At 49.2% G+C, this 22,070-nt stretch carries 23 protein-coding genes and 2 tRNA genes; 16 read left to right on the forward strand and 9 right to left on the reverse strand.

What is annotated here, in order from left to right:
- Positions 1-9: 9 nt before the first annotated feature.
- From WC980_06090 to WC980_06115, 6 genes are all read right to left on the reverse strand, one after another.
- Positions 10-414 (reverse strand): hypothetical protein, encoded by a 405-nt coding sequence (locus tag WC980_06090; GenBank protein MFA5794622.1) that lies wholly within the window; start codon positions 412-414, stop codon positions 10-12.
- On the reverse strand, positions 411-659 hold the full coding sequence (locus tag WC980_06095; GenBank protein MFA5794623.1) for a hypothetical protein: 249 nt from the start codon (positions 657-659) through the stop codon (positions 411-413). Before WC980_06095 ends, WC980_06090 begins: the two co-directional genes overlap by 4 nt.
- Before the next feature lie 5 nt (positions 660-664).
- On the reverse strand, positions 665-1,300 hold the full coding sequence (locus tag WC980_06100) for an RNA polymerase sigma factor (protein MFA5794624.1): 636 nt from the start codon (positions 1,298-1,300) through the stop codon (positions 665-667).
- A 62-nt stretch (positions 1,301-1,362) separates the two neighbouring features.
- The gene (locus WC980_06105; protein ID MFA5794625.1) at positions 1,363-1,548 is read right to left on the reverse strand and encodes a hypothetical protein; all 186 of its coding nucleotides are present in this window, start codon (positions 1,546-1,548) and stop codon (positions 1,363-1,365) included.
- Positions 1,545-2,060: a molybdopterin-guanine dinucleotide biosynthesis protein B gene (gene mobB, locus WC980_06110; protein ID MFA5794626.1), complete on the reverse strand. Its 516-nt coding sequence runs from the start codon at positions 2,058-2,060 to the stop codon at positions 1,545-1,547. Before mobB ends, WC980_06105 begins: the two co-directional genes overlap by 4 nt.
- 35 nt (positions 2,061-2,095) lie before the next feature.
- A tRNA-Arg gene (locus tag WC980_06115) sits at positions 2,096-2,169 on the reverse strand.
- Between the two features lie 143 nt (positions 2,170-2,312).
- Between WC980_06115 and WC980_06120 the strand changes: the two genes are divergently transcribed.
- From WC980_06120 to WC980_06150, 7 genes are all read left to right on the forward strand, one after another.
- A tRNA-His gene (locus WC980_06120) sits at positions 2,313-2,389 on the forward strand.
- 8 nt (positions 2,390-2,397) lie between these two features.
- Positions 2,398-3,231 (forward strand): MBL fold metallo-hydrolase, encoded by an 834-nt coding sequence (locus WC980_06125; protein ID MFA5794627.1) that lies wholly within the window; start codon positions 2,398-2,400, stop codon positions 3,229-3,231.
- Between the two features lie 26 nt (positions 3,232-3,257).
- Positions 3,258-3,860, forward strand: a complete 603-nt coding sequence (locus WC980_06130; protein MFA5794628.1) for a LemA family protein — start codon at positions 3,258-3,260, stop codon at positions 3,858-3,860.
- Entirely contained in the window at positions 3,857-4,582 is a 726-nt protein-coding gene (locus tag WC980_06135) for a TPM domain-containing protein (GenBank protein ID MFA5794629.1), read from the forward strand. Before WC980_06130 ends, WC980_06135 begins: the two co-directional genes overlap by 4 nt.
- Positions 4,583-4,588: 6 nt before the next feature.
- Positions 4,589-5,209, forward strand: a complete 621-nt coding sequence (locus WC980_06140) for a hypothetical protein (GenBank protein ID MFA5794630.1) — start codon at positions 4,589-4,591, stop codon at positions 5,207-5,209.
- 93 nt (positions 5,210-5,302) lie between these two features.
- Positions 5,303-5,743 (forward strand): PilZ domain-containing protein, encoded by a 441-nt coding sequence (locus WC980_06145; protein ID MFA5794631.1) that lies wholly within the window; start codon positions 5,303-5,305, stop codon positions 5,741-5,743.
- 75 nt (positions 5,744-5,818) lie between these two features.
- Positions 5,819-9,190, forward strand: a complete 3,372-nt coding sequence (locus WC980_06150; GenBank protein MFA5794632.1) for a tetratricopeptide repeat protein — start codon at positions 5,819-5,821, stop codon at positions 9,188-9,190.
- A 39-nt stretch (positions 9,191-9,229) separates the two neighbouring features.
- Here the strand turns inward: WC980_06150 and WC980_06155 are convergent, their stop codons facing one another.
- The 3 genes from WC980_06155 to WC980_06165 all read right to left on the reverse strand — a co-directional run bounded on the left by WC980_06155 (position 9,230) and on the right by WC980_06165 (position 12,493).
- Complete coding sequence (locus tag WC980_06155) at positions 9,230-9,763, reverse strand: DOMON domain-containing protein (protein ID MFA5794633.1); 534 nt, start codon at positions 9,761-9,763, stop codon at positions 9,230-9,232.
- A gap of 11 nt (positions 9,764-9,774) precedes the next feature.
- Positions 9,775-11,850: a tetratricopeptide repeat protein gene (locus WC980_06160; GenBank protein ID MFA5794634.1), complete on the reverse strand. Its 2,076-nt coding sequence runs from the start codon at positions 11,848-11,850 to the stop codon at positions 9,775-9,777.
- An 82-nt stretch (positions 11,851-11,932) separates the two neighbouring features.
- Positions 11,933-12,493 carry a hypothetical protein gene (locus WC980_06165; GenBank protein ID MFA5794635.1) on the reverse strand — a complete coding sequence of 187 codons (561 nt, stop codon included), beginning with the start codon at positions 12,491-12,493 and terminating at the stop codon, positions 11,933-11,935.
- 97 nt (positions 12,494-12,590) lie between these two features.
- Between WC980_06165 and WC980_06170 the strand changes: the two genes are divergently transcribed.
- The 9 genes from WC980_06170 to WC980_06210 all read left to right on the forward strand — a co-directional run bounded on the left by WC980_06170 (position 12,591) and on the right by WC980_06210 (position 22,064).
- Complete coding sequence (locus WC980_06170; GenBank protein ID MFA5794636.1) at positions 12,591-13,934, forward strand: hypothetical protein; 1,344 nt, start codon at positions 12,591-12,593, stop codon at positions 13,932-13,934.
- Between the two features lie 60 nt (positions 13,935-13,994).
- Positions 13,995-14,213, forward strand: coding sequence for a hypothetical protein (locus WC980_06175; protein ID MFA5794637.1), 219 nt, complete (start codon positions 13,995-13,997; stop codon positions 14,211-14,213).
- Between the two features lie 107 nt (positions 14,214-14,320).
- Positions 14,321-15,115, forward strand: a complete 795-nt coding sequence (locus WC980_06180; protein ID MFA5794638.1) for a hypothetical protein — start codon at positions 14,321-14,323, stop codon at positions 15,113-15,115.
- Between the two features lie 86 nt (positions 15,116-15,201).
- Positions 15,202-15,573 (forward strand): hypothetical protein, encoded by a 372-nt coding sequence (locus WC980_06185; protein MFA5794639.1) that lies wholly within the window; start codon positions 15,202-15,204, stop codon positions 15,571-15,573.
- 167 nt (positions 15,574-15,740) lie between these two features.
- On the forward strand, positions 15,741-16,310 hold the full coding sequence (locus tag WC980_06190; protein MFA5794640.1) for a hypothetical protein: 570 nt from the start codon (positions 15,741-15,743) through the stop codon (positions 16,308-16,310).
- 127 nt (positions 16,311-16,437) lie between these two features.
- Positions 16,438-18,387: a hypothetical protein gene (locus tag WC980_06195; protein ID MFA5794641.1), complete on the forward strand. Its 1,950-nt coding sequence runs from the start codon at positions 16,438-16,440 to the stop codon at positions 18,385-18,387.
- A 930-nt stretch (positions 18,388-19,317) separates the two neighbouring features.
- Positions 19,318-20,100 (forward strand): hypothetical protein, encoded by a 783-nt coding sequence (locus tag WC980_06200; protein MFA5794642.1) that lies wholly within the window; start codon positions 19,318-19,320, stop codon positions 20,098-20,100.
- 300 nt (positions 20,101-20,400) lie between these two features.
- Positions 20,401-20,790, forward strand: a complete 390-nt coding sequence (locus tag WC980_06205) for a LysR family transcriptional regulator (GenBank protein ID MFA5794643.1) — start codon at positions 20,401-20,403, stop codon at positions 20,788-20,790.
- 98 nt (positions 20,791-20,888) lie between these two features.
- Entirely contained in the window at positions 20,889-22,064 is a 1,176-nt protein-coding gene (locus WC980_06210) for a hypothetical protein (GenBank protein MFA5794644.1), read from the forward strand.
- Positions 22,065-22,070 lie beyond the last annotated feature (6 nt).

Raw genomic sequence — 22,070 nt, forward strand, 5'->3', positions numbered from 1 at the left:
CCGTTTATATTATTTCGGAGGACCGGGGAACCTTTCAAGTTTATTTTTCATCCACTCGTCGTACTTGACGATTTGCTCTGCGGTCAGAACGCTCCGTATCTCGGAGTTCATCCGGTCAAAGTTCTTGCGCATAGTGCCTTCCAACTCCGAAAACCGTTCTTTGGATATGGTGTATACCTTCTGTGTTTGTTCATCGGTCAAGTTCAGCTCGCTGCGCATATGCTCAACCACCCGCTTGGTCCGTTCCTCCAAATCTGGGTGTCCGCGATGGCCGATAATTTCCTTGGCCAATATCGGACCCAGGAATAATCCGCAGATGAAGAAACACAGGCACAGGAAAATCCAGCGCCACCGTTTGGGCCGCGGCAGGGGGGTGGCTAAGTTTTCGTTCAGCTCAGATTCTTGATTACTCATAATAGCACGCTCCTTATCGATTCCAGGAACTCGACTAACGGGTCCTGGGAAACAAGATATACCTGCACGAATATAATGAAAGTACTGACTGTAGCCAATCCGGCCGCGGCCAGCCACCAGAAACTTACGGCCGGTTCACTGCGGAAGATAAGCTTCTGCATTACCTGATGTGTTACATCAACGGCCGGAATCGGTTCCTTGCGGGCCAGCGCCGCCAGATTCTCAATGACCTTTAACTCTTTCATAATATTCATCCTCTCGCTGATGTTTTCTCGACAAGTTCCTTAAGCTTATTGCGGGCCCGGTGCGACCTGACCTTGGTCATTATCAGGCTCCAGCCGGTCAGTTCGGCGGCTTCCGCCATCGAACATCCTTCAAAGTATATAAGCGTCAGGACCAGCCTATCCTTGGGCGGCAGCCCGGACAGCAGGCTATGCAATAACTCGCCGGCCTGGCTGGGTTCTTTGACGACATCATTAGACATAATCTCGCCGACCCGGTCTAAAGACACCTCTTTCGATGTCCGGGCCGTTTTATTCCAGTGCCGGTATCCGGTCCTGACGGCAATCTTTATCAGCCAGGGCAGGAAGGGCGACCCTTGCCTGAAACTGCCTAAAGATTTATAGGCTTCGACAAAAACCTCCTGAACCAATATCTCCAGCTGTTGTTTGTCCCGGGTGAACCGCCACATCTTGGCCGTTATTTTATCCTGGTATCGTTTTACCAGCCCGCCAAAGGCATTTCTGTTCCCGCTCATAATGGCCGTGATATCGCTGTTATCCGCCCAGCTTAAGGATTCGTCAGCGGTATAATCAACCTGAGCCAAGGCGGCCAACCATCTGTCAATGTATGTGGACCCGTTTAATTTAAACTCAGCGGTTATCATCAGTCAGCTTTCTTATCTCTATATTGGTGCGGGGCGGTTAAAAGGTTACAGGGAAATATAATTTATCTTGATGTCGGCGTTTTTATCTTTATGTCTACTTCCTCAGGGTTGGCCGGGACATCCTTCAACGACTTGAGCATCCCCAAAACGCTATAACCTATCATTTCCTGGATAAAGCCTTTCATCGGGATAGTTTGCCCGTTTACCTTGACCTGGACAATGACCGGTTGTTTCTCATCGGCTGTCATAAGAACCTCTTTTCTATAAAATCAGTGATTTTCTTGATATCGTCTAATCCGAACACAGGCACTTGGTTTGATGCCATCACGACATCGGTTATCAAGGCGACCAGTCCCCGGGACGGAGAACTGACCGGACGTCTGGATATTGCCTTGCGGACGACCTCCAGCTTAGGCATTTTTTCCCGCTTGAATCCCTCGGTTATTATCAGGTCGATGGATTGGCGGCTCCGGGGCGGGAAGGCCAGTTCCAATGCCGCCTTGAACGACAGCGGTTTGTCCAGTTTCCTGACAATGGCCATCTTGTCCGGTCCCAGTACCACTGCCGTATTGCTGCCGGCCGCCGAATGTCGGTAAGAATCTTTGCCCGGATGGTCTATCTCGAAGCCGTGGTTATAATGCTTGATGGTGGCAATCCGGTATCCGCGCCGGGTCAGCTGGCGGATAACCTTTTCCAGCAGGGTGGTCTTGCCGACTCCGGAACGGCCGACTATTGAGATTATTTGAGGGATTCGTTTCATCTGCCTAATCCGCTAAATCTGCGGTTAATTATAAATACGCCCGGCAGGACTTGAACCTGCAACCTACTGGTTCGAAGCCAGCCACTCTATCCAGTTGAGCTACGGGCGCAGTGAATCATGACTAAAAGAGTATGAATTACAGGCGTTTTGTCAACGGAAATAGTTTGTTTTACGTGTTGGTGGTGATAAACTTCTTGACAGGTTCCACTTAGTTTAGTAATTGGTCATTGGAAATTAGGCATTAAGGAAATGGTGGGTGTAGCTCAATTGGTTAGAGCTTCAGACTGTGGCTCTGAAGGTTGCGGGTTCGAGCCCCGTCACTCACCCCATTTACAATATGCAATTAGGTAACTTCGAACTATATCCCGTCTCGGACGGATTCTTCAAGCTCGATGGCGGCGCCATGTTCGGCGTCGTGCCTAAGGTGCTCTGGGAAAAGCGCATGCCGCCGGACCAGGACAACCGCATCCAGATGGGTCTGTTCTGCCTGCTCATCAAGGCTGCCGGAAAGAATATCCTGGTCAATACCGGCATCGGCACCAAGTACTCGCCGCGCTACCACGAGATATTCCGCATCCAGCATCCGCCGAACTTGATTGACAGCCTGGCCGAGCATAAGGTCAAGCCGGAAGACATAGATTTCGTCATCAATACCCATCTGCATTTTGACCACGCCGGTAATAACACCAAGAAGGTGGGTGATAACGCCTATGAGCCTACTTTTCCCAACGCCAGATACGTCATCCAGAAGGCTGAATGGGAAAAGGCCACTAATCCCAACGAGCGCACCCGGGCCAGCTATATGCAGGAAAACATCCGCCCGCTTATGGATGCCAAACGGCTGGATTTAAAAGACGGCTCCGGCGAGGTAATGCCGGGAGTAATGGTTTATGTCACTGGAGGCCATACCCGCGGGCACCAGATAGTCCTTATTGAATCACAGGGCCAGAAGGCTGTCTACTGGAGCGATTTAATTCCGACTGTGGCGCATATGGACCTGCCTTATATTATGGGCTATGACCTTTTTCCCGAAGAAACACTTAACCATAAGCGGATACTCCTGGAGCAGGCCATAAAAGAGCGCTGGTTATGCTTCTGGGAACACGACCCCAAAATAACCTGCGGCTATATCGAACGGACCGAGAAGGGGTTGATAGTAAAACCTGTTTAACTAAACTTAAAAGAAAGGAACTTATTATGAGCGGAACATCTAAACTTGTGCTTATTTCTCTTGCGGGCTTGGCTGTTGTCTTTATTATCATTGGGGTCGTTGCTTATATTTCAATATACAATGGCATTATTTCCTCTGACGAGAACTGCAACGCTGCCTGGTCTCAGGTTTTAAACCAATACCAGCGCCGGTCAGACTTGATACCTAACCTGGTCGATACGGTCCAAGCCTACGCGGCCCATGAAAAAGAGGTTCTTGTCGGCGTGACTGAGGCTCGCAGTAAGATTACCAGTTTTAAGATAGATGATTCAGTATTAAAAGACCCGTCCAAACTAGAACAATTCCAGAAACTTCAGGGCGAATTATCCGGCGCGCTTTCCCGGCTGATGGTGGTCGTTGAGAAATATCCGGATATCAAAGCCAATCAGAACTTCCTGGCGCTCCAGGCGCAATTGGAAGGCACCGAGAACCGCATTGCTGTCGAACGGATGCGCTTTATCGATTCAGTCAATACCTATAATAAGAAAGTCAGGACATTCCCGGGTAATCTTTTTGGATACCAGACCCGGCCTAACTTTACGGCCGAAGCCGGAGCCGAAAAGGCGCCTAAAGACATCTTTAAGAAATGAAACGGCTTTTAGCCATTTGCATATTTCTCCTGCTGGGCAGTCTTTCCCTTTACGGGCTTGACGTACCGTCGGCCAAGGGCTATGTCAGCGATTACGCCGGGCTGCTTTCGCCTTCGCAAACCCAATCTCTTGATAGCATGTTGCGTACCCATGAGCAACAGACCAGTAATCAAGTCGTCGTTCTTATTGTTAAGTCATTAGAAGGAGAGCCTATAGAACGTTTTGGCATTAAGGTAGCCGAGAAATGGAAGGCCGGACAAAAGGGTAAGGATAATGGCGTGATATTCATCATTGCCAAGGATGACCGCCAGATCCGTATAGAAGTTGGATATGGGCTGGAAGGTGTGCTTACCGATTTAGAATGCGCCTTAATCATTGATAATGTAGTTAAACCCAGGTTTAGGGAAGGTAATTATTATCAGGGCATAGATGAAGCTATAGAGACGATATTTGAATCTATTAAAAGTGAATATGCTCCAGCGGCTAAAACTTCCAGATCCGCTTTATATATTTTTGGATGTTTTATTCTTGCTGTGGTTTGGCTAATTGTGATTTTGAAATTTATTGCTTTTCTGTATAGAAGAGATCCTTGGATAATTTCTGATATTTTATCGGATACCTCAAGCGGTGGAAGTTTTGGCGGTAGTTTTGGCGGTGGAGGAGGTGGATTCAGCGGAGGGGGTGGCAGTTTTGGCGGAGGCGGCGCTTCCGGGAGTTGGTAATTATATATGAAATTATTTATAGATTCGGAAAAAAAGCAGGTAATTCAGGCCATTAAAGAGGCGGAAAATGTTACTTCCTGCGAATTTGTGGTGGCCGAGGTGACTACTTGTGATGATTATAATACCTCTCGTTTTGCCTGGGGTATTTTGTTCCTGTTTATTGCTTATATTGTTTCCTACTACTTCACGCCGCTTGATGGCATTTGGTTAATAGTCTCTCAGTTCGTTGGGTTTACCATTGGTTTCTTTGTCGTTGGTGATATACCGATACTTAAGCGCCTGTTCATTCCGACCATTAAAATGGAGTCGGAAGCACAGCGCCGGGCTTTATATGAGTTCTCACATCAGGGATTGCATAATACGCGTCTGAGGAACGGTATCCTGGTAATGCTGGCCGTATTCGAGCGGCGGGTGGTTATCCTGGCCGATAGCGCCGTTAACGCCAAGGCCAAGCCGGAATATTGGGCCAATATCCGTGACCGGATTATAGTGGGTATAAAAAATAACGCTGCCGGTTCATCGGTAGCTGAAGTTATTAAATCAATGACTCAGGACTTTAAAGCTGATTTTCCATATAGTCCGGACGATAAGAACGAACTTCCGGACGGCATAGTCACGGACAAATAGTCATATCCTAAATAACTCCGGCAAATCCCCGATTTTATTGACAATCCTTTATCAGTCAGTAATATCTCCAAGGGGGGAGGGGAAATCATTCCGATGGTAAACGAGAAACGACGTCACAAGCGATACTGGGTTAAGGGGTTAAAAAGCCGCCTGCGCGAACGTTATTTCCTGGGCCTATTAAGCAAACCCACCGAAGAGGAATATCCTTGTCTGGATATCTCGGAGAGCGGCCTGCAATTCGTCAGCACCAAGGCCTTTAAGCCCGAAGATGAGCTTCTATTGGATATTTTTACCTCGCTGAGCGAGAAAAAACCAGTTCAGGCAAAGATTGCCATAGCCTGGGTCAAGCGTTCCACTCAACTGGGCATCTGCCTGGTCGGCGCCAGATTCGTATCCGTTCCCAGGGCCGGCCGAGCTGAGCTCAAGCATATGATAGAGCGGGGCGGGTTGGACGGGGAGCATATCTCTATGCAAGTCAGGCTCAAGGCTGTCGGCAAGGCGCATCTGGTTGAAAGCCTGAGCACGCGGATGTAAGATCAACCGTCTGCCGCCGCAAATTTACAGCCAAAATTTATTGCATTTTCAGGATTTTTATATATACTGATGCCGATGCCAGAAGAATTCAAGATACCACAATTCAAGGACAGGGAAGATTTCCAAAACTGGTGGCAGAATCCTGACACGGAGCAATATTTCCAGAAGTATCCGGACCAGCTTTCAGGTCTGTTCGTAAATGATTTAGTCAAGCCGTATGTGGGCATAATCCTGGGTATGTCCGACCAAGACGCCAAACCGGCTCAACAACCCAAACAGTTCGGAAAATACCAGTTGGTCAAGAAACTCGGCCAGGGCGGGATGGGGCTTGTTTACCTGGCTGTTGACCAGAACCTCAACCGGCAGGTGGCGCTTAAGGTCATAACTTCTAACGACAAGGAAATGCTCGATCGCTTCCAGCGCGAGGCCAAGGCTGTGGCTATGCTCAAGCATCCCAACATCGTCCAGATTTACGAAGCCGGCCATGTTGACAAACAGCATTATTTCACTATGGATTATATCGAAGGCGTTTCCCTGGACGATATCAGCCAGTCCAAAACGCCGGAGTTATTCCCGCGCTTGGCCCGGATTATTTTCCAGGTGGCGCAGGCGCTTTATTACGCCCATTCCCAGGGCATTATCCACCGCGATATCAAGCCGGCCAATATTCTGGTTGACAAGTCCGGCAAGGCTTACATAACCGATTTCGGTTTGGCCAAACAACTCACCGGCGAGGGCCGCGCCTTGACCATGAGCGGCACGGTGGTCGGCACGCCAGAATACATGTCGCCCGAGCAGGCCCAGGGCAAGAAAGACCAGATGGACCAGCTCAGTGATATATTCTCTCTCGGCTCGACTCTTTACTACTGCATGACCGGGCGGCCGCCGCACCAGAGCCAGGAATTGTTTGAAGTGCTCTCCAAGGTCATCAACGAAGAACCGACCATGCCCAGCCGGATTGTCCAGTCCGTGCCCAAGGAACTGGAAACCATCTGCCTCAAATGCATGGAAAAAGACCGCGCCAAACGCTACCAAAACGCGGCCGAGCTGGCCGGCGACCTGAAGCGCTATCTCGAAGGCGCGCCCATCGTGGCCAAGCGTACCTCATCGGCCAGCCGGCTCTGGCGCCGGATGCGCCAGAACAAGACTGCCTCTATCGGCGTTACCAGTGCCGCCGTCATTACCCTGGCTGCAGTCGGTTGGTGGCTCTATGGCTCGGCCCAGACCGGACGCAAGGTGGTTGAATACAACCAACAGGCCCATCGCCTGTTCGAGGAGCATAAATACGAGGAATCACTGTCTATGTGCGAAAAGGTGCTGGGGCTGTCGCCGGCGGATTTCGAAGCCTACGACCTGAAAGACAAATGCCTGGCCCAGATAAAAACCCGCCAGGCCGAAAGCAAGATGACCAAGGCCCAACTCGAACAGCGTTCCAAAGCCAAGGTCTATTACGACCGGATGATCGGCACGACTGACCTTGAGTCTAGGATAAAACTGGCCGACGAAGCCATCCGGATAGACCCGACCTTTGGCGATGTCTACCAGCTCGTCGGCTATGCCTACAAGGAAAAAGGTGATAACGACAAGGCCTATGAATATTTTAATAAAGCCATTATCGCCACGCCGGGTTTGGCCTACGCCCATTACGAGCGCGGCTGGATTACCAACTACATCTACGGCAAGCCCAATGAATCGATTGACGACTTCACTAAGGTCATCGAATACGACCCCAACAGCCATCTGGGCTGGCTGGCCAAGGGCAATATCGAGAGCGGGCAGAATAAGCACGAACAGGCTCTGGCCAGTTATAACAAGGCGATAGAGCTCAAGCCCGACTATGACCTGGCCTATTACCAGCGCGGCTGGACATATTTTTACCTGGGCGATTTGAAACAGCTCATTAAGGACCACAGCCAGGCCTTTAAGCTTAATAAAAAACTGGCTGTTACTTATCCGCCCCAACTGCCGTTGCTTAAGTCTGCAGAGTACTACACCGAACTCATCCGTCTTAATCCCGATGTGCCTATACTTCACAGCCACCTCGGGTTTGCTTACAGCGTCCAGAATAAGGCAGACCAAGCCATCGCCGCCTTTAACGAGGGTGTTAAGCGTAATGCTATGGATTACGTGGCTTGGGCTATGTTGGCCGACAATTATATGGAAAAAGCCATGCAGATTCTTTATACTGAGCCGGCAAAGCGCAGCCCCAAACAGGAAAGCAGCTGCCGCGAATACATAGATAATGCGATTAGCGCCTGCACCGAAGCTATCAAGCTCAATCCTGAGGCTGTCAAGGCATACATCCATCGGGCCAATGCCCTTGGCGTCAAGGCCAATAACCTTGCCGATAGCCCGGACCAAGTGCGGATTCTTCGGATTCAGGCACTGGACGACCTTAACAAGGCCCTCGCGCTCGAGCCGCGCAATAAAAAGGCGCACGAGTACCGCGGCCAGCTGTGCATGGAAATGGGCCAATATGAGCAGGCCATCGATGATTTTACTGCCGGCATCAGGTTGGGTCTGGGCCAGGAGGTAATCGATGCCTATAATCGCCGCGGCATCGCCCGTCTCAAGGCGAAGGATTATGCCGGAGCCAAGCGCGACTTCGACGAGGCCATCCGGCTGATGCCCAATATGGACGCGGCTTATATGAACCGGAGCATCCTTTTCCTTGAGCAGGGCAAGATGGATGAAGCCATCGCCGACATCAGCTCGGCTATAGTTGCCAACCCAAAGAACCCGGCATACTTTTTCAGACGAGCCGGTTTTTATAAGGACAAACATATGATTGACAAGGCCATCGCCGATTTTACCGAGGCCCTAAAATTGGCGCCGGGTAATATCGCCTATCTCAACCAGCGCGGGGTGGCCTACGGCGAAAATAATATGTTCGAACCGGCCATCGCTGATTTTACCGAGGCCATCCGGATTGAACCGTACGATGCCGGTTACTACGCTAACCGGGCTCATACCTACGTTCTTAAAGGAGATGGTGAAAAGGCCTGGGCCGACATCGTCCAGGCGCTCAAGTTTGATCCCAAATTAGTCAGCGCCTATTACGTCCGGGCCATGATTCACCACAATCGGGCCGATTATAAATCCGCCGTGGCCGACTACACCAGGGTCCTGGAGTTGGACGAAAAGTCATACGCCAGCCGGGTTTACGAAGGGCGGGCCTCGTCCCATTTCTACCTGAAGGACTACGATAAGGCCATCGCCGACTATACCAAGGCCTACGAAAACGGCGCCAGCGCATCGGTGCTGTTGACGCGGGCCGATGCCTATGCCCAGAAGGCCTACCGCGAAAAGAGCCTGCCGGCCCGCAAGGAAATCTTAAAGAAGGCCATTGCCGATGTTGAGGAGTTTATCCGGCTCAGTCCTAAAGAGGACAGGGCTCTTATCTTCCTGAAAAGGGATATGGAAAGATGGAAACAACAGGTTAAGTAACCTGCCGGCAGGGCAGCGCCATTAAAATAACCGACACACCTACGGAATCTTTATCGTCGCTACCGCCTTGTGGGTGTGGAAGGCGCTGAAATCGTCCGAGTTGCCTGAAGCCAGTAGGACTTTATAGCTGTTGCCGGATACCAGCTTCTTATCCTGGGCGTCGGCGGAATCCAGCGGGATGGTGAAGCTTATTTCAGTTACGCCGTTCGCCTCGGTGCCGCTTTTATTGGTGACGTTATCAACCGTGTCTGGGGCGTGCGAACCAAACCCGGTGCCGAAGTCGTCGCGGATGATCGCATTGCCGTCCTTGACATAGCCGATGATGATGTTGGCGTCCTTCATCCCGGCGCCGGGGTCGAACCCGACCGCCACCCATCCGCTGGTCGCGGCGCTGAGCTTGACCGATAAGTTGGTGCCGGCCAGGCTCCATTCCATGGTCACTCCGGCCGCGGTCACCTTATTCTCAGCCTGAACCGGCGGGCTCGTCGGCTGGGTTTGGGCTTTGCGCTCCTCGCAGGCCGTTAATCCAAACACTATGGCGCATAATAATGTGACTGATAATATCTTTTTCATATTCTATCTCCTTATTTCAAAGCCTTGAGGGTAATATTGGAGAATGATGCCTTGAAATTTATGGAGCTCAAGCCAAGAATCGTGTATTGGTGTTGGGGCTGTATTGACCGGCTTAATTGGCCGTTAACAAACAGTTTATATTGTCCATTCTCCCGGGCCATCGATATTTTATAAGAGCCGGAATTACCCAGCATCTTGGCCAGGTCTATGGCGGCGTATTTTTTGCCGTCACTCTCATGGATAAGGCCGAGCACGCCTTGTTCGTTTTCCGATGCCTTGCCTTCGATGGTCACATCAAACGAAAAGGCGAAGTTATTCGGAAGCTCGCTTCCCTGCCAGAAGACCCCACTGGTTATTGTTGGGTTTTCCGGACGAACCACCAGCTTGCCGCCCTCGGCTTTCCAGTATATCTCGTTATTATCGCCGGCCACCTTCCAACCGGTCAAATCCTTGCCGTTAAATAACCGGAGCGCCTCGGAAGTTGATTCCCTGGCCGCGGCCGGCTGGGCTCCGGAACTTCCAGCCAGTTCCTGGATGGTAAAACTGGCGATGTAAAACCTGATATTCTTGGTGCCGATTCCGATGATTGGCTGGTCACCCGGGTTAAGATATCTTGTAGTGGGGGACTTAATGCCGTTGGTAGAACCCTGATAGCTGTTGCCCTGCTTGATCACCTCGATATAATTCCAGCCTTTGTTCAGCCGCCCGTTTGTTGACATGAAAGCCTGAAACGCTCCCTTGCTCGGGTTATAAGCTACGAGCAGTCCAATGGAGCCCTCCTCGTCGAAAAGGAAATCTTCAACGAATAGTTTTATAGAGGCAATATAGCTGTCGAATATCTGTCCGTCGTACTGCATCGTAGCTGGGATATTCTTTTCTTCCGGGTTGAATATCATCTTACCGTCCTTGGCGCTCCACCATTTGCCCGGATATTCGCCACGGCCGAGCCAGTTATCCAGGCTCACTCCGTTAAAAAGCTTGATAACCCGTCCGGCATTGCGGCCGCTTTCCACTGAAGCAACCACCTTCCGGTCCAGTTTGGAATAAAGCTCATCGGCCTTCCTGTTTATCGGGTCGATCACATCTATCTGCTTTAGAATGACGCAGGCAAACCGCTGGTATTTTCTGTTGAAGCAGTCCGTGGCCAAAGCCATCAGGCTGTTGGCATAATCGTTTTTCACTTTGGACATCTGCCGGCTTCGCTCGTCCAGCCGTTCCACGGCCTTATATGCCTTATTGCAAGTGTCGCTTTCCTCCTTGGAAAGATTGTCCTTCTTCTGGATATGCTTCAAACAGAGCCGGTAATTCCGGATGGCCGATGATTTGTCCTTCTGTTTCTCATGGCATTCACCCAGGGCGAACAGGGCCTGGGAAAATTCCCGGCGGTAAGACACCGCCTTATTCAGTTTGTCAATCGCTTCGTCATACTTGTTTTGTTTGATGGCGGTCAGGCCTGACTGGTAGTAGACATCTGATAGTTCCGAATTAGCCTCGTACGGCTCTGCGGAATCAAGATTGCTTTGGCCCTCTCTTGCCTGCCGAAGGCCGTCAGCCGCATCGGTATTATCCGTATCGATTCTTTCTATCAGCGAGAACAACTCCTCGGCCAGGAAGTAATCGGAATCGGCCAAAGACTGATTGCCTAAATCAGCCACCTTGGCGATGAAATCCTTTTTTACGGATGTTATTTTATCCTCGAGCAGCCTGAATTTCTCGGACTTGCGTTTTATCTCCTCTGATAATTTGGCCAGCTCGTCAGAGGTCGACTCGGACTTGCCGATGATGTCCAGGCATTTTTTATGGTTCTCGTAGCCCAGTTCCTCATCCCTGAGCAGTATGTAAGTATCGCCCAGTTTGGCATACGCCTCGGCGAAATCGGGGTTATATTCGACGGCTTTGACCAGTAATTTCCGGGCCTCTTCGTACTGCTTGCTTTTGAGCGAATCCAGGGCGATGTTATAAAGCTCCCGGGCCGCTTCTATCTTCTGCTGTGACGGCTTGGGGTCTTCCGGCTCCGATAGGGCAGGAAATGCCGTCAACAGCAAGAAAATGCTTAATAAGGTCAACGTGCAAATTTTATGTACCATACTGCTTTTAAATAATCTATTGCAGATATTTACCATTAGAGGATTAATTGTCAAGAATAACGATTGCCAATCACGACTAATGTTACCACGGGCGGTGGAATCTAATCCAGCCGACCTTGATGACGTCATTCCGTTCCAGCGCCAGCATGGTGTCGTTATCCAGCCATTTGATGAAATGCCCATGCTCGTCCTCAAAGGTCTTGCGCACATAGATTTGCCGCTCGACCAAAGGAAAGTAGCGATACTTTATCCGGACAAGAATATAGCCGTTGCCTCCGGTGTAAGCACCAACCGGGCGGAAATAGACGCTGGCTGTGGTCACTCCGTCCGGGGAAACTGCCTGCTCAACAAACTGCTCGCCGGCCACTTCGGATGCATAGAATAGGGTAAACGGGAATAATAATAGGTATGGGAATATGAATATAAATATAGGAATACAGACTAAACTGTATAACCAACGTTTCTTTGAACTGAGCTGTTTATTCAGGAGAAGTCTTATTATAAGGTAGACGCTGGAGCCACAGGCCACCAGAAAAAGTATAATATCAAGCTTGGTGCCGGGCAACGACCAATCCGAGCACAGGCCCAGCCAGAGCATCAGGCCCAACACCAGATTAACCCAAACCAGTATTAAGATAGGCATTTACTATATTATCGACCTATTTCAGATATTATCAAATAAATATGCTTCAGCGGTTATTTTGCTTGACAATAATGCAGTTTAAGCTATGTATGTTTCTATGAAAACGCTAAATTCAGGCGTTTATTTTATTACCCGCCGGGTCGTTAAAATCACCCTGATTCTATTAATACCAATTCTGGCTTTCGGCTTTGACTGGGAAACCGGCAGCAGCGAAAATAAAAGTGCGCTTTCCTCGCCGCTCTCAGCGCATTCTTTTGCCATAAAGACCGATGGTACGCTCTGGGCCTGGGGCGATAACCGGTCAGGTCAGTTGGGTGACGGCACAACTATAAGCAAGAATATCCCGACGCAGATCGGTACAAACACCAACTGGCAAACTATTGCGCTCGGTTTTAACTATACGATTGCCATAAAGACCGATGGGACCCTTTGGTCCTGGGGTGGCAATTATTACGGTCAATTAGGCGACGGCACAACTACAGATAAAAATATCCCGACGCAGATTGGTATAGATACCAACTGGCAAACTGTTGCGGCTGGTTTTGGTTATACTATTGCCCTGAAAACCGACGGAACACTCTGGTCCTGGGGCAGGAACGATTTCAGCCAGTTGGGCGACGGGACAGGCGAACAAAATAGGTATGCACCTCCTCAATATGTTTATACTGCACAACCAACTCGAATCGGAATAGATAACAACTGGCAAGCCATTGCCGCAGGTCACAGCCACTCTTTTGCTCTTAAGTCAGACGGGACTCTCTGGGCCTGGGGCGTTAACTGGGATGGTCAATTAGGCGATGGCACAAGTATATGTAAAAATATCCCAACTCAGATTAGCACGGACACTGACTGGCAGGCTATTGCCGCAGGAAACAGCCATTCCATTGCCCTTAAGACCGATGGTACCATCTGGACCTGGGGGTATGATTCATCCGGTCAATTAGGCGATGGAACTTCAGAGCGCTGGGTTTCCGGAAGAAGAAGGGTCGGAGGTGGCTGCTGGGGCGGCGAAAGCTATGAAACATCGTCATCTTCTATTTATGAGAATAATGATAAATATAGTCCTGTAAGAATAGGAGCGGATGTTAATGGGTTTGTAGTAACCGGAACGAATATTTCACGTATTGTCGGCGGTAATGCGAGCACCTTTTCCTTAAAGAGCGATGGAACTCTTTGGGGATGGGGTGGTAACTCGTCCGGTCAATTAGGCGACGGCACAACTATAGATAAAAATATCCCGACCCGGATTGGAACAGACATCAACTGGCAGGCCATTGCCACAGGGAATAGCCACTCTCTTGGTCTCAAGAACGACGGAACTCTCTGGGCCTGGGGCAGGAACTATTACGGCGAGTTGGGCGATGGGACAACTACAGACAGGAGCCTGCCGATACAGATAGGCACGGATACGAACTGGTCCAAGATTTATGCCAGCCCTTAGTCACGCGATTTAACAACATAGGTAAGTGCTAATAAAGTAAGCGAAGAAAAGAAGGCTACTATGAAAAGCACAGAACCGGGATTTTGGGGATATTTCTGGGCATACCTGCTGATATGCGCCGGCACGGTCGTCATCCTGTCTGAAATAGTGGAGTGGGCCTGGTTCGGCACTAATAAGAAACTCTCTTTAGGCGGCGGGTTGATAGCCATCTGGCTGGGCATAATGTTTCTGTCATTAATGAAGAAATCCAAGCAGGAGCCGCCTAAACCGGTGGTATAACCCGTTAGGTTTGTCCAATTCCTATAATTCTTAAATCAAGTAAAATAAATCTGGGCTCAAATGAGTTATATAGTATATCGCAATATTAGAAAGAGTTAGGAGTAAATATGAAAAAGCTGACACTGAAACTGACCACAGCGGTATTGGGATTATCACTGATATCCGGGTTGGCCGGCATAGCCCGGGCTGAGAATGAAAAGAAGGCGGATAAACCGCCTGCCGCCGCTGCCGAGCCCAAAAAGGCGACGATTAATCTCCAAGACCCCGAACAGAAGAAAACGCAGTCCCACGAGGGCGCCGGCAACAAATGCAAGTTCCTGGACTGCCATAACCCCAAATGCTCTCACGACTGGTCGAAATACGAACTGAACCTTACCCCGGAGCAGACGACTCAAATCAAGGCGCTCAAGGAAAGAATCAACAAGACCACGGTTGGGATGAACTGGTGCACCCGTGATGCAGCCCGGCACCGCCTGGCCGAACTGCGCAAGGACAAGAAGGCCGGCAAAACAGCCATCGACCAGGCCAAGGCCGAGCTGAAAAGAATCGTGGACGGCATCGCGGCCGGCCATAAGGAATACCGCGAATCCTTCCTTAATCAGATATTGACGGGCGACCAGCGCCAGAAGTTCCTGGACCGCGAAGCAGCCCTCAAGGAACACCAGAAGATGTGCCAGCCCAAGCACAATCCCAATTGCCAATATTACCGCAAGAAGAACATCAACAACGAGGGCGATTACATCAAATACTGCGAAGATGACGCCCACCTTACCCAGGGGATTTTCGAGTGCCCCGGATATAAGGATGCCAAGCGGGAAGAGCACAAGGCCAAAAGCGGCGTCAACCAGACCGAAAAAGGCGCCAAGGATAAGCCCGCACCCAAGGCTGATACTAAGAAATAACCATATTATACTTGGATGAGACTGGCAAGAGATTGATAATACAATTAGACGCGTATTTTAGCTAGTCCTGAAACTCTATTTTCAATATGGCTGTTTGGCGCAAGAAATATCTTGAACTCTTTCCCGACCTCCCAAAAGACTTCCAGGAGGATGGTATTTATATAGCACTTCATGAACTTGTGAAGAAGGCTAAAATAGCTTATGATGTATCTGATAATGAGACGCTTAGTCGCATCTTTGGTTTTGCCGAATGGTGCCTTAAGCAAAATACCGGGGAGTTGAATAACGCCGCCTGCGTTTCGTTTTATGAACATTTGGGCGAAGCGACTGATAAACTGGTAAAGTTTTCTCCATGGATTTCACCGGAGGCATTAGAATTAGCTTCGGGCATATTGAAATGGGCGTTTAGCGAGGATGATTTTTTAGAACTCAAGCATGCTGTGGAGAAAAAGCGTTGATTTAGGGTATTGTTAAATAAATATAATTACCTACCAGTCCATATACTCCATATCAAATAGTGTGTTAGGCTTGACAGGGGCAAATGGCCCTGCTATAAGAATTAAACATGGACTGGGATGAGACAGTTACAAGTCTCTTCTAGTCACTGTTAAGTAAAGGTGAGATTATGAGTACTGCTGAGAATTTCAGGGAAAGCGCCTTGGAGGCATTCGGATTCCTGGTCAAGGAGTTCGGCTTTAAGTGCACCCAAAAAGGCCCCCAACGGGTCAGGTACGAGTCCAAATCGGTTTTTGCCGTTGTTTCCCAGGACCCGCAGTCGTATAAAATAGAATTCATAATCGGCCGGCTTCCGGATACGGCCGAATCCCTCAACTACACCATAGTCGATATAATCAATTCGGCCGGCGCCGCCAAGGAGGCCGGAAACACCTCGTTCCAGTCGAGCGATGAGAAAACGGCCCGCAGGATGATTCTTGAGCTGGCCGGCCTGGTAAAAAAATACGCCCCGGCGTTCCTGGCCGGCGATGACGCGGCTTTCAAACGCCTGGAAGATATGGCTACCCGGGAAGAGCAAAAGAAGGTGCGGCAGTATGATTTGGCTATGGCCCGCAAGAACGCCGAGTTCGCCTGGCAGAAGCAGAACTTCCAAAAAGTGGTCGAATTCCTTGAGCCCGTAAAATGCGACCTGCTCCCGGCCGAACTCAAGCGGTTGGAATACTGCCAGCGGATGCGTTAGCGGTTCGGGAATAATGCCTGCTTACGGGAGCACCCCAGCGCCGTCCCGCACTTACCTTACCATATACTCTCCGTATCTAATGGGGCATTAGGCTTGACAGGGCTGAATAAATAGTTAGTATGTTGTTATGAGTAAAAAGGCAATTGGGCTTGTTATTGTCGTTATTCTATTAATCGCATCTCTTGGGTACCTGTTATTCGGTTCCATTTTCTTAAGGCAAATCATAAATATGAATATAGCCGAAAAGCATTTGCCTGTCATAAAAAGTGCGCTGGAAACTAACCAATCATTCAGGGATATACGATTAAAAGTTGGCAAGAAATTTTCCGGGTGCATTAGTGTGATAGGCACCGTGCCGTTTCGCCAGGATATCAATGAGTTAAAGGATGTTATACACAACACTCGCCCACCGGTAGCAATTGATTATATTGTCTTTTCTAACGATAATACTGATTGGACCGACCTGTCAGATGGTCTTAAATGTTTAGTTGCGCTAGAGAAAAACTTATTCGCTCTAAACGAGGATATTCAAATAAATGTATTTATCAGGAATAGCACAGATAAAGTGATTACCTTTGGAGGACGCTATTACGGTGATAATGAACCAGCCTTTCGGTCTGGCATTGATCCGATGCTTAAAGATTCGAATAACATTGAGATAAAATCTATTGTTAATTTGAGGTTTATAGATAGCAGTGCGGGAAGAGAAATAAAACCGGGCGAGTCAGATTACTTCTCATTCGATTTAACGGATTGTTACCGGATTGACAGGCTCGGGGATTACTCATTCCACCTGGCATTTACCAAGAAACACTCGGGCTTCGCGGATGGGCAGTCAAATATCATTGAGTTTGAAATTGTAGATAAAACTAGGGTTGTTAAAATTGATTATTTAGGAAATCATGATATGGCATGGGGAACAGACGCCTCGCCCATTATGGCAGAATCAAGCTCGGGTAAAATCTATGCGATATGGCGAGGTATGACCAAAAATCGGGCCAATTCCGCTGATATAATGAGTGTGATTCCTCGCTCGCTTCTTTTAAACCAAAGTAACTCGGGCAAAGATTGGACATCCATTCCCGGAATAAACGTTTGCGATAGCGGGCAATGGTCCGCACCCCAACTCCTTGTTGCCGGGGATGAAGAATGCGACCCCTTTTTCGCTTGGTGCCAAGGCGAAGATTTGAATCTTTTAGTTGAGATGTCGGATGATTTGTGGCACCACTTATTTTACAATTCCGCCAGTAAAACATGGTCGCATTTATCTATCATGAACGATCCGCCTGATTCAGCAGGGCCCCATAGCGATTTTAAAATTCATGACGGCAAGGTTCATGTTTCAGCAGTCACAAATAACAGCATCCGGTACGAATGTTATGATGGGAAGAATTGGGGTAACTCTATTTTATTACAGCTTGGTGTGGTGCTCCCGCGCAGCCGTATGGCCATAACAGAAAAAGGTGACGTCCACATCATCGGAAAAGGTTTTAAAGAAGGTGGTATGACTCACTGGGTGATTTCCGGCGGGAAGATAATCAAAAGCATTATTTGCAGTCCGGAAAAACCAATTTTGGATGACTGCTTTGATATTGTTGTGGATGGACAAGACACGCCATTACTGGTATACCAGGCCGATTTGCCTGAAAATCATCCGGACAGGAATAAACTTCACTTGTCAAAATGGAACGGAACGGAATGGTTACCTCCTGTTTGTTTCGGTTATGGCAAGGAAAGACTGCTAGGGGCTATACGTCTGGCGAAATATGGCAGGAAAGTTATTATGCTCTGGAATCATAATCGCGAGATTACCTATAATGTAGGTCAGAATGAGATGTGTTGGTCAGGACCAATGACCAGCTTTAAGGTTTTATCGAATGATGGCATCTGGTCGTTTCCTCAACCCGTAGGGCAGAAGAAACCCCCGCCAAAAATACCTGTCTGGTTATGGGATGAAGGAGATTTTATTGATAGTCCAGGTGCTGCAATTTATGTGGATACCAAGGGGTTGGTGCATATGGCATGGCAGGAAAATACCGAAATTTATCACGCAATTGTAACTGATTTATCCAGATAATTTTTGGGAGTGCTAGTTTGCAGTTACCTCTGACCTAACCCCCTAATACCTTCCTATCCCTAACCCATTATCTGTTCAGGTCATCTCCCAGACCTTGGTATCTTATCCCTATGCCGGGTAGGGCTCAGAGGGGTGCAGGGTGCTCTTGCCCGGGTATATGGATGGCCGCAATAGGGCTGTAGTCTGGCAGTAGTATCAGTCAGTTAATGCACCAATACCAAGACAAGCAGGGCAGTGGTGACCTGGAATACCTATTATACAGGCATTCCGGCGTGGCATATCTATCTCATATCACCAATATATCATACAGCCTGAGTACATACCTGCCTAAGATACCTTATACTAGGCATATTCTACGGTCATATCGCCATAGAGTGCAGTATTACCAAGCCTAATCTGTTATATGTTTGTAATATGCTATTTTACTGCATATCCCAGGCTATACTATACCCTATAGTAGGGGATACCCTACCCCCTACCACCCTTTGCCATATTGCATACCAGACTATATTATACCCTATAGACACTGATATGATATTGTATAATGGTATGTAATCTATAGTCTAATATCTTATACTATACATCATAGTATCTGGTATATTACTTGATAATACCACATACAGTATATCAGGGTAGTCTATACACTTACTGATATGATATCGTGATATACAGTCCGCTATCAGACTATATACTGGATACTATCCGCTCACATATCTGATAGTATCCGATATCGCATACCATAATATGGGGTATACATAAGTATGGGGGGTATGATTTAGTAACACTATGGATGCGTAAATAACTGTATTTACTTGACTGGATTAGAGGTCTATGATATAGGTTTTTAGTAGAGTATACAAAGAGTAAAAGAATATGGTTAGCCTCCGTGAGCTCTGTGGCTCCGTGGCAAGCTGAAAGGTTGGGTTCTATATGCCTATTAAGAGTAAGGTAGAGATACCGGTAGCCCCCGTAGTTACGCCGCATCCGGATATGAGCCAGAAATGGGAGCAGAACAGCAAGTCCGGCGCCCAGACGGCTAATGCCCGGCGCAAGTGGCGCATCAAGAACGACGGCGATTACGGCCAGCTGGTGGCCACGGTCGCCGCCGATAAGTATAAAGAACGGGTCAAATTTTCTTCGGCCGGCGGCTCGGACCGTGATGAGAATGACATCTACACCATGCACCGCCGGAAATTGCTCAAGTCTTACAATAAATACTCGAAAGGCCTGGATTTCGCCTATGCCGAAGATGGCAAGCGGTTCAAAGAGGCCATCGAAAACAAGAAAGGCAACTGGGAAGAGGCCATCGGCGGGACGCTTCGATTTACCGGCTCTCGTGCCCGGGGCAAGCAGGTGGTTTCGGTGGTGGGCGACTGGCTGACCGGAGAGCAGTATGTGGTCGGGGCATTGCCCGAAGGCGCTCAGATACTGGGTGGGGGTCCGTATGACATCGCGCCATCGCGGCTCAAGGCCACCTTCAGGGCGTCGCTTACCCAATTATTGACCCAGACCGGTATCCTTATTTCAGAGTCTGAACATAACCCGGCGTCGATGCTTAAGCACAACTCGCGCATAAAGGACTTCCTGTCCCGGATGTCCGACCCGGCCCGGGCCGCCAACTGGTCCATAGACCGGTTGCCGGACAAGTCATATTGCGTCTGGTTCCTCAAAGAAGGGCAGTTGCATCTGGGCATACAGGTTTATAGTGAGTAATCGCGAATCTACCTTTGGGCCGTAAAATAACCACGAAGGCACGAAAGGGAAAAAGAGTTTGTGGGGTTTGAGGGTCCATAGGGTTTAACCAACCGGACTCCTCAGACTCCATGGACTCAATGGACTATTTAGACTTGTCCTCCACCGCCACGCCCAGCGCTTCCAATGTCGTTCGGACTTTGTATTTTACAAGTCATTACACTATTTCTTGACGCGTTCTTTTCTATATGTATGTTTGTGCATATTGACCTCGGTTAGAGATATTGCCAACCGGAGTCTGTTTATGAAAGGGAGTTTATTATGACTATTAGTAACAAGATTAAAGTTTCCGTGGAACTCAGGCCTTTCCATAAGGTCTGGCTTCAGAAAGGGGGTGAATACGCCTTCGGCGGCGGTATCGCCGAAATATTAGCGGCTATCCGCAAGACCGGCTCCATCAAGGCCGCGGCTGAGTCTCTGGACGAATCCTATCGCTATGTCTGGGGCAGAATCCAGAAGACCGAGGAAATACTGGGAGTTAAGCTTATCGAAACCACGGTAGGCGGGCAGGGTTCTCAGCGCACCCAGCTGACCGACTTTGCCCAACGAATCCTCGACCCGTTCCTGCGTTTCGAAGCCAATACCCGTAAACAGATTGAACGGGAGTTCAACAGGATGATGAAACTGATTAATACTTATCAGTTAAAATAGAGTAACTTATTTGATAAGTATAGTCGGCTGTGCTCCTGAGGCGCATCCGCTATGGCGGACAACTTCACAGGCAGCCGAACTAGAAAGGTGAGAGTATCATGGCCAGGTTGTTAACAGGCGCCTTTGCGCTAATATGTTTGGCATCAGTAATAATTTCAACGGCCTCAGCCGAGGAAACCACGGTCAAGGTCGACTTCAAGGGATCGAAGCTTTCCGGCGGTTATATCGATTCGGAAAGCGCCGGTACTAATCCGAACGGTTCTTATGTCATGCCCGAGGGCAAGCTCCGGATTAACGGCACCCTGACCCCGGATATCAAGGTCATCACCCGGATGACGCTCAATAACCCCAATGTGCTGGCTATGGATTATTTATATGTGGATTACACCAATTTCCTGTCATCCATCGTCGCGCCATCATTGAAGGGCAGCGCTTTTGACCCCATGCTCCGGGTCGGTTTGTTTAAAGTGGACATCGGCGAGGAAACCTGGGGCAATAACTTGGTAGATGCGGCCACGGGACAGCCTTCGGCCACCAACACCGGCGCTTATGACGAAGGTTTCCAGCTTTCGCAGGTCCTGCCCAAGGACAAGCTGGGCATCCCGGTTAAATGGGCGGTTAGCTTCACTAACGGCAATTCCGGCTCGGGCGTGGATACCACTCCGGCCAAGGCGCTGTGCATCAAGGTGGCGGCTAACCCGATTAACGAGCTCTATGCTTCACTGAGCCATTATAATTCCGGCGACCTGGGCACGGCCGCCGCGGCTATGAGCTTCGCCGGACTTTCAGCCCGGCCGACCAACTCCACCCAATGGACCCGGACCATCACCGAACTTGACCTGCGTTATGATATTCAGCCCGGCAAGGAGAAACGTCTCGAGCCGGGTATGCCGGTCATGTCGGACAGCAAGGCGTTTTTCCGCCTGGCCTATGGTCAGTTCAAGGACGACGGCAAGGATACGGTCACGCCGATAGTATCGGTTACCGACCGCGAGGGCAGTTATTACTTCGTCGAGGGCACCTATAACCCGATACCCAAGGTCTATCTGGCGGCCCGTTACAGCAATGTTGGGTTTGACAAGAGCACCGTCTATGCTACGTTGAACAGTTGCAACTGTAACAGCTATACCCGGACCACCGTCTGCGTCGGATACCGTTTGACAGATAACACTCATATCAAGCTGGATTATACCACCAACGCCGAAGATGTGGCATCCGGCACGGCCGCGTATAAGAATAATCAGTTTGGATTATTAGTAACTACAACATTTTAGAAGGAG

This window comes from Candidatus Brocadiia bacterium (genome assembly GCA_041658285.1).
GTDB lineage: Bacteria > Planctomycetota > MHYJ01 > JACQXL01 > JACQXL01 > JBBAAP01.

Bases quoted from the DNA above. Each gene is read 5' to 3' on its own strand.
- WC980_06165 (MFA5794635.1), bottom strand. From the start codon at position 12,493: ATGCCTATCTTAATACTGGTTTGGGTTAATCTGGTGTTGGGCCTGATG.
- WC980_06205 (MFA5794643.1), top strand. From the start codon at position 20,401: ATGACTATTAGTAACAAGATTAAAGTTTCCGTGGAACTCAGGCCTTTC.
- WC980_06190 (MFA5794640.1), top strand. From the start codon at position 15,741: ATGAGTACTGCTGAGAATTTCAGGGAAAGCGCCTTGGAGGCATTCGGA.
- WC980_06210 (MFA5794644.1), top strand. From the start codon at position 20,889: ATGGCCAGGTTGTTAACAGGCGCCTTTGCGCTAATATGTTTGGCATCA.
- WC980_06125 (MFA5794627.1), top strand. From the start codon at position 2,398: ATGCAATTAGGTAACTTCGAACTATATCCCGTCTCGGACGGATTCTTC.
- WC980_06200 (MFA5794642.1), top strand. From the start codon at position 19,318: ATGCCTATTAAGAGTAAGGTAGAGATACCGGTAGCCCCCGTAGTTACG.
- WC980_06145 (MFA5794631.1), top strand. From the start codon at position 5,303: ATGGTAAACGAGAAACGACGTCACAAGCGATACTGGGTTAAGGGGTTA.
- WC980_06185 (MFA5794639.1), top strand. From the start codon at position 15,202: ATGGCTGTTTGGCGCAAGAAATATCTTGAACTCTTTCCCGACCTCCCA.
- WC980_06095 (MFA5794623.1), bottom strand. From the start codon at position 659: ATGAAAGAGTTAAAGGTCATTGAGAATCTGGCGGCGCTGGCCCGCAAG.
- WC980_06180 (MFA5794638.1), top strand. From the start codon at position 14,321: ATGAAAAAGCTGACACTGAAACTGACCACAGCGGTATTGGGATTATCA.
- WC980_06155 (MFA5794633.1), bottom strand. From the start codon at position 9,763: ATGAAAAAGATATTATCAGTCACATTATTATGCGCCATAGTGTTTGGA.
- WC980_06130 (MFA5794628.1), top strand. From the start codon at position 3,258: ATGAGCGGAACATCTAAACTTGTGCTTATTTCTCTTGCGGGCTTGGCT.
- WC980_06100 (MFA5794624.1), bottom strand. From the start codon at position 1,300: ATGATAACCGCTGAGTTTAAATTAAACGGGTCCACATACATTGACAGA.
- mobB (MFA5794626.1), bottom strand. From the start codon at position 2,060: ATGAAACGAATCCCTCAAATAATCTCAATAGTCGGCCGTTCCGGAGTC.
- WC980_06090 (MFA5794622.1), bottom strand. From the start codon at position 414: ATGAGTAATCAAGAATCTGAGCTGAACGAAAACTTAGCCACCCCCCTG.
- WC980_06175 (MFA5794637.1), top strand. From the start codon at position 13,995: ATGAAAAGCACAGAACCGGGATTTTGGGGATATTTCTGGGCATACCTG.
- WC980_06135 (MFA5794629.1), top strand. From the start codon at position 3,857: ATGAAACGGCTTTTAGCCATTTGCATATTTCTCCTGCTGGGCAGTCTT.
- WC980_06170 (MFA5794636.1), top strand. From the start codon at position 12,591: ATGAAAACGCTAAATTCAGGCGTTTATTTTATTACCCGCCGGGTCGTT.
- WC980_06140 (MFA5794630.1), top strand. From the start codon at position 4,589: ATGAAATTATTTATAGATTCGGAAAAAAAGCAGGTAATTCAGGCCATT.
- WC980_06160 (MFA5794634.1), bottom strand. From the start codon at position 11,850: ATGGTACATAAAATTTGCACGTTGACCTTATTAAGCATTTTCTTGCTG.
- WC980_06150 (MFA5794632.1), top strand. From the start codon at position 5,819: ATGCCAGAAGAATTCAAGATACCACAATTCAAGGACAGGGAAGATTTC.
- WC980_06195 (MFA5794641.1), top strand. From the start codon at position 16,438: ATGAGTAAAAAGGCAATTGGGCTTGTTATTGTCGTTATTCTATTAATC.
- WC980_06105 (MFA5794625.1), bottom strand. From the start codon at position 1,548: ATGACAGCCGATGAGAAACAACCGGTCATTGTCCAGGTCAAGGTAAAC.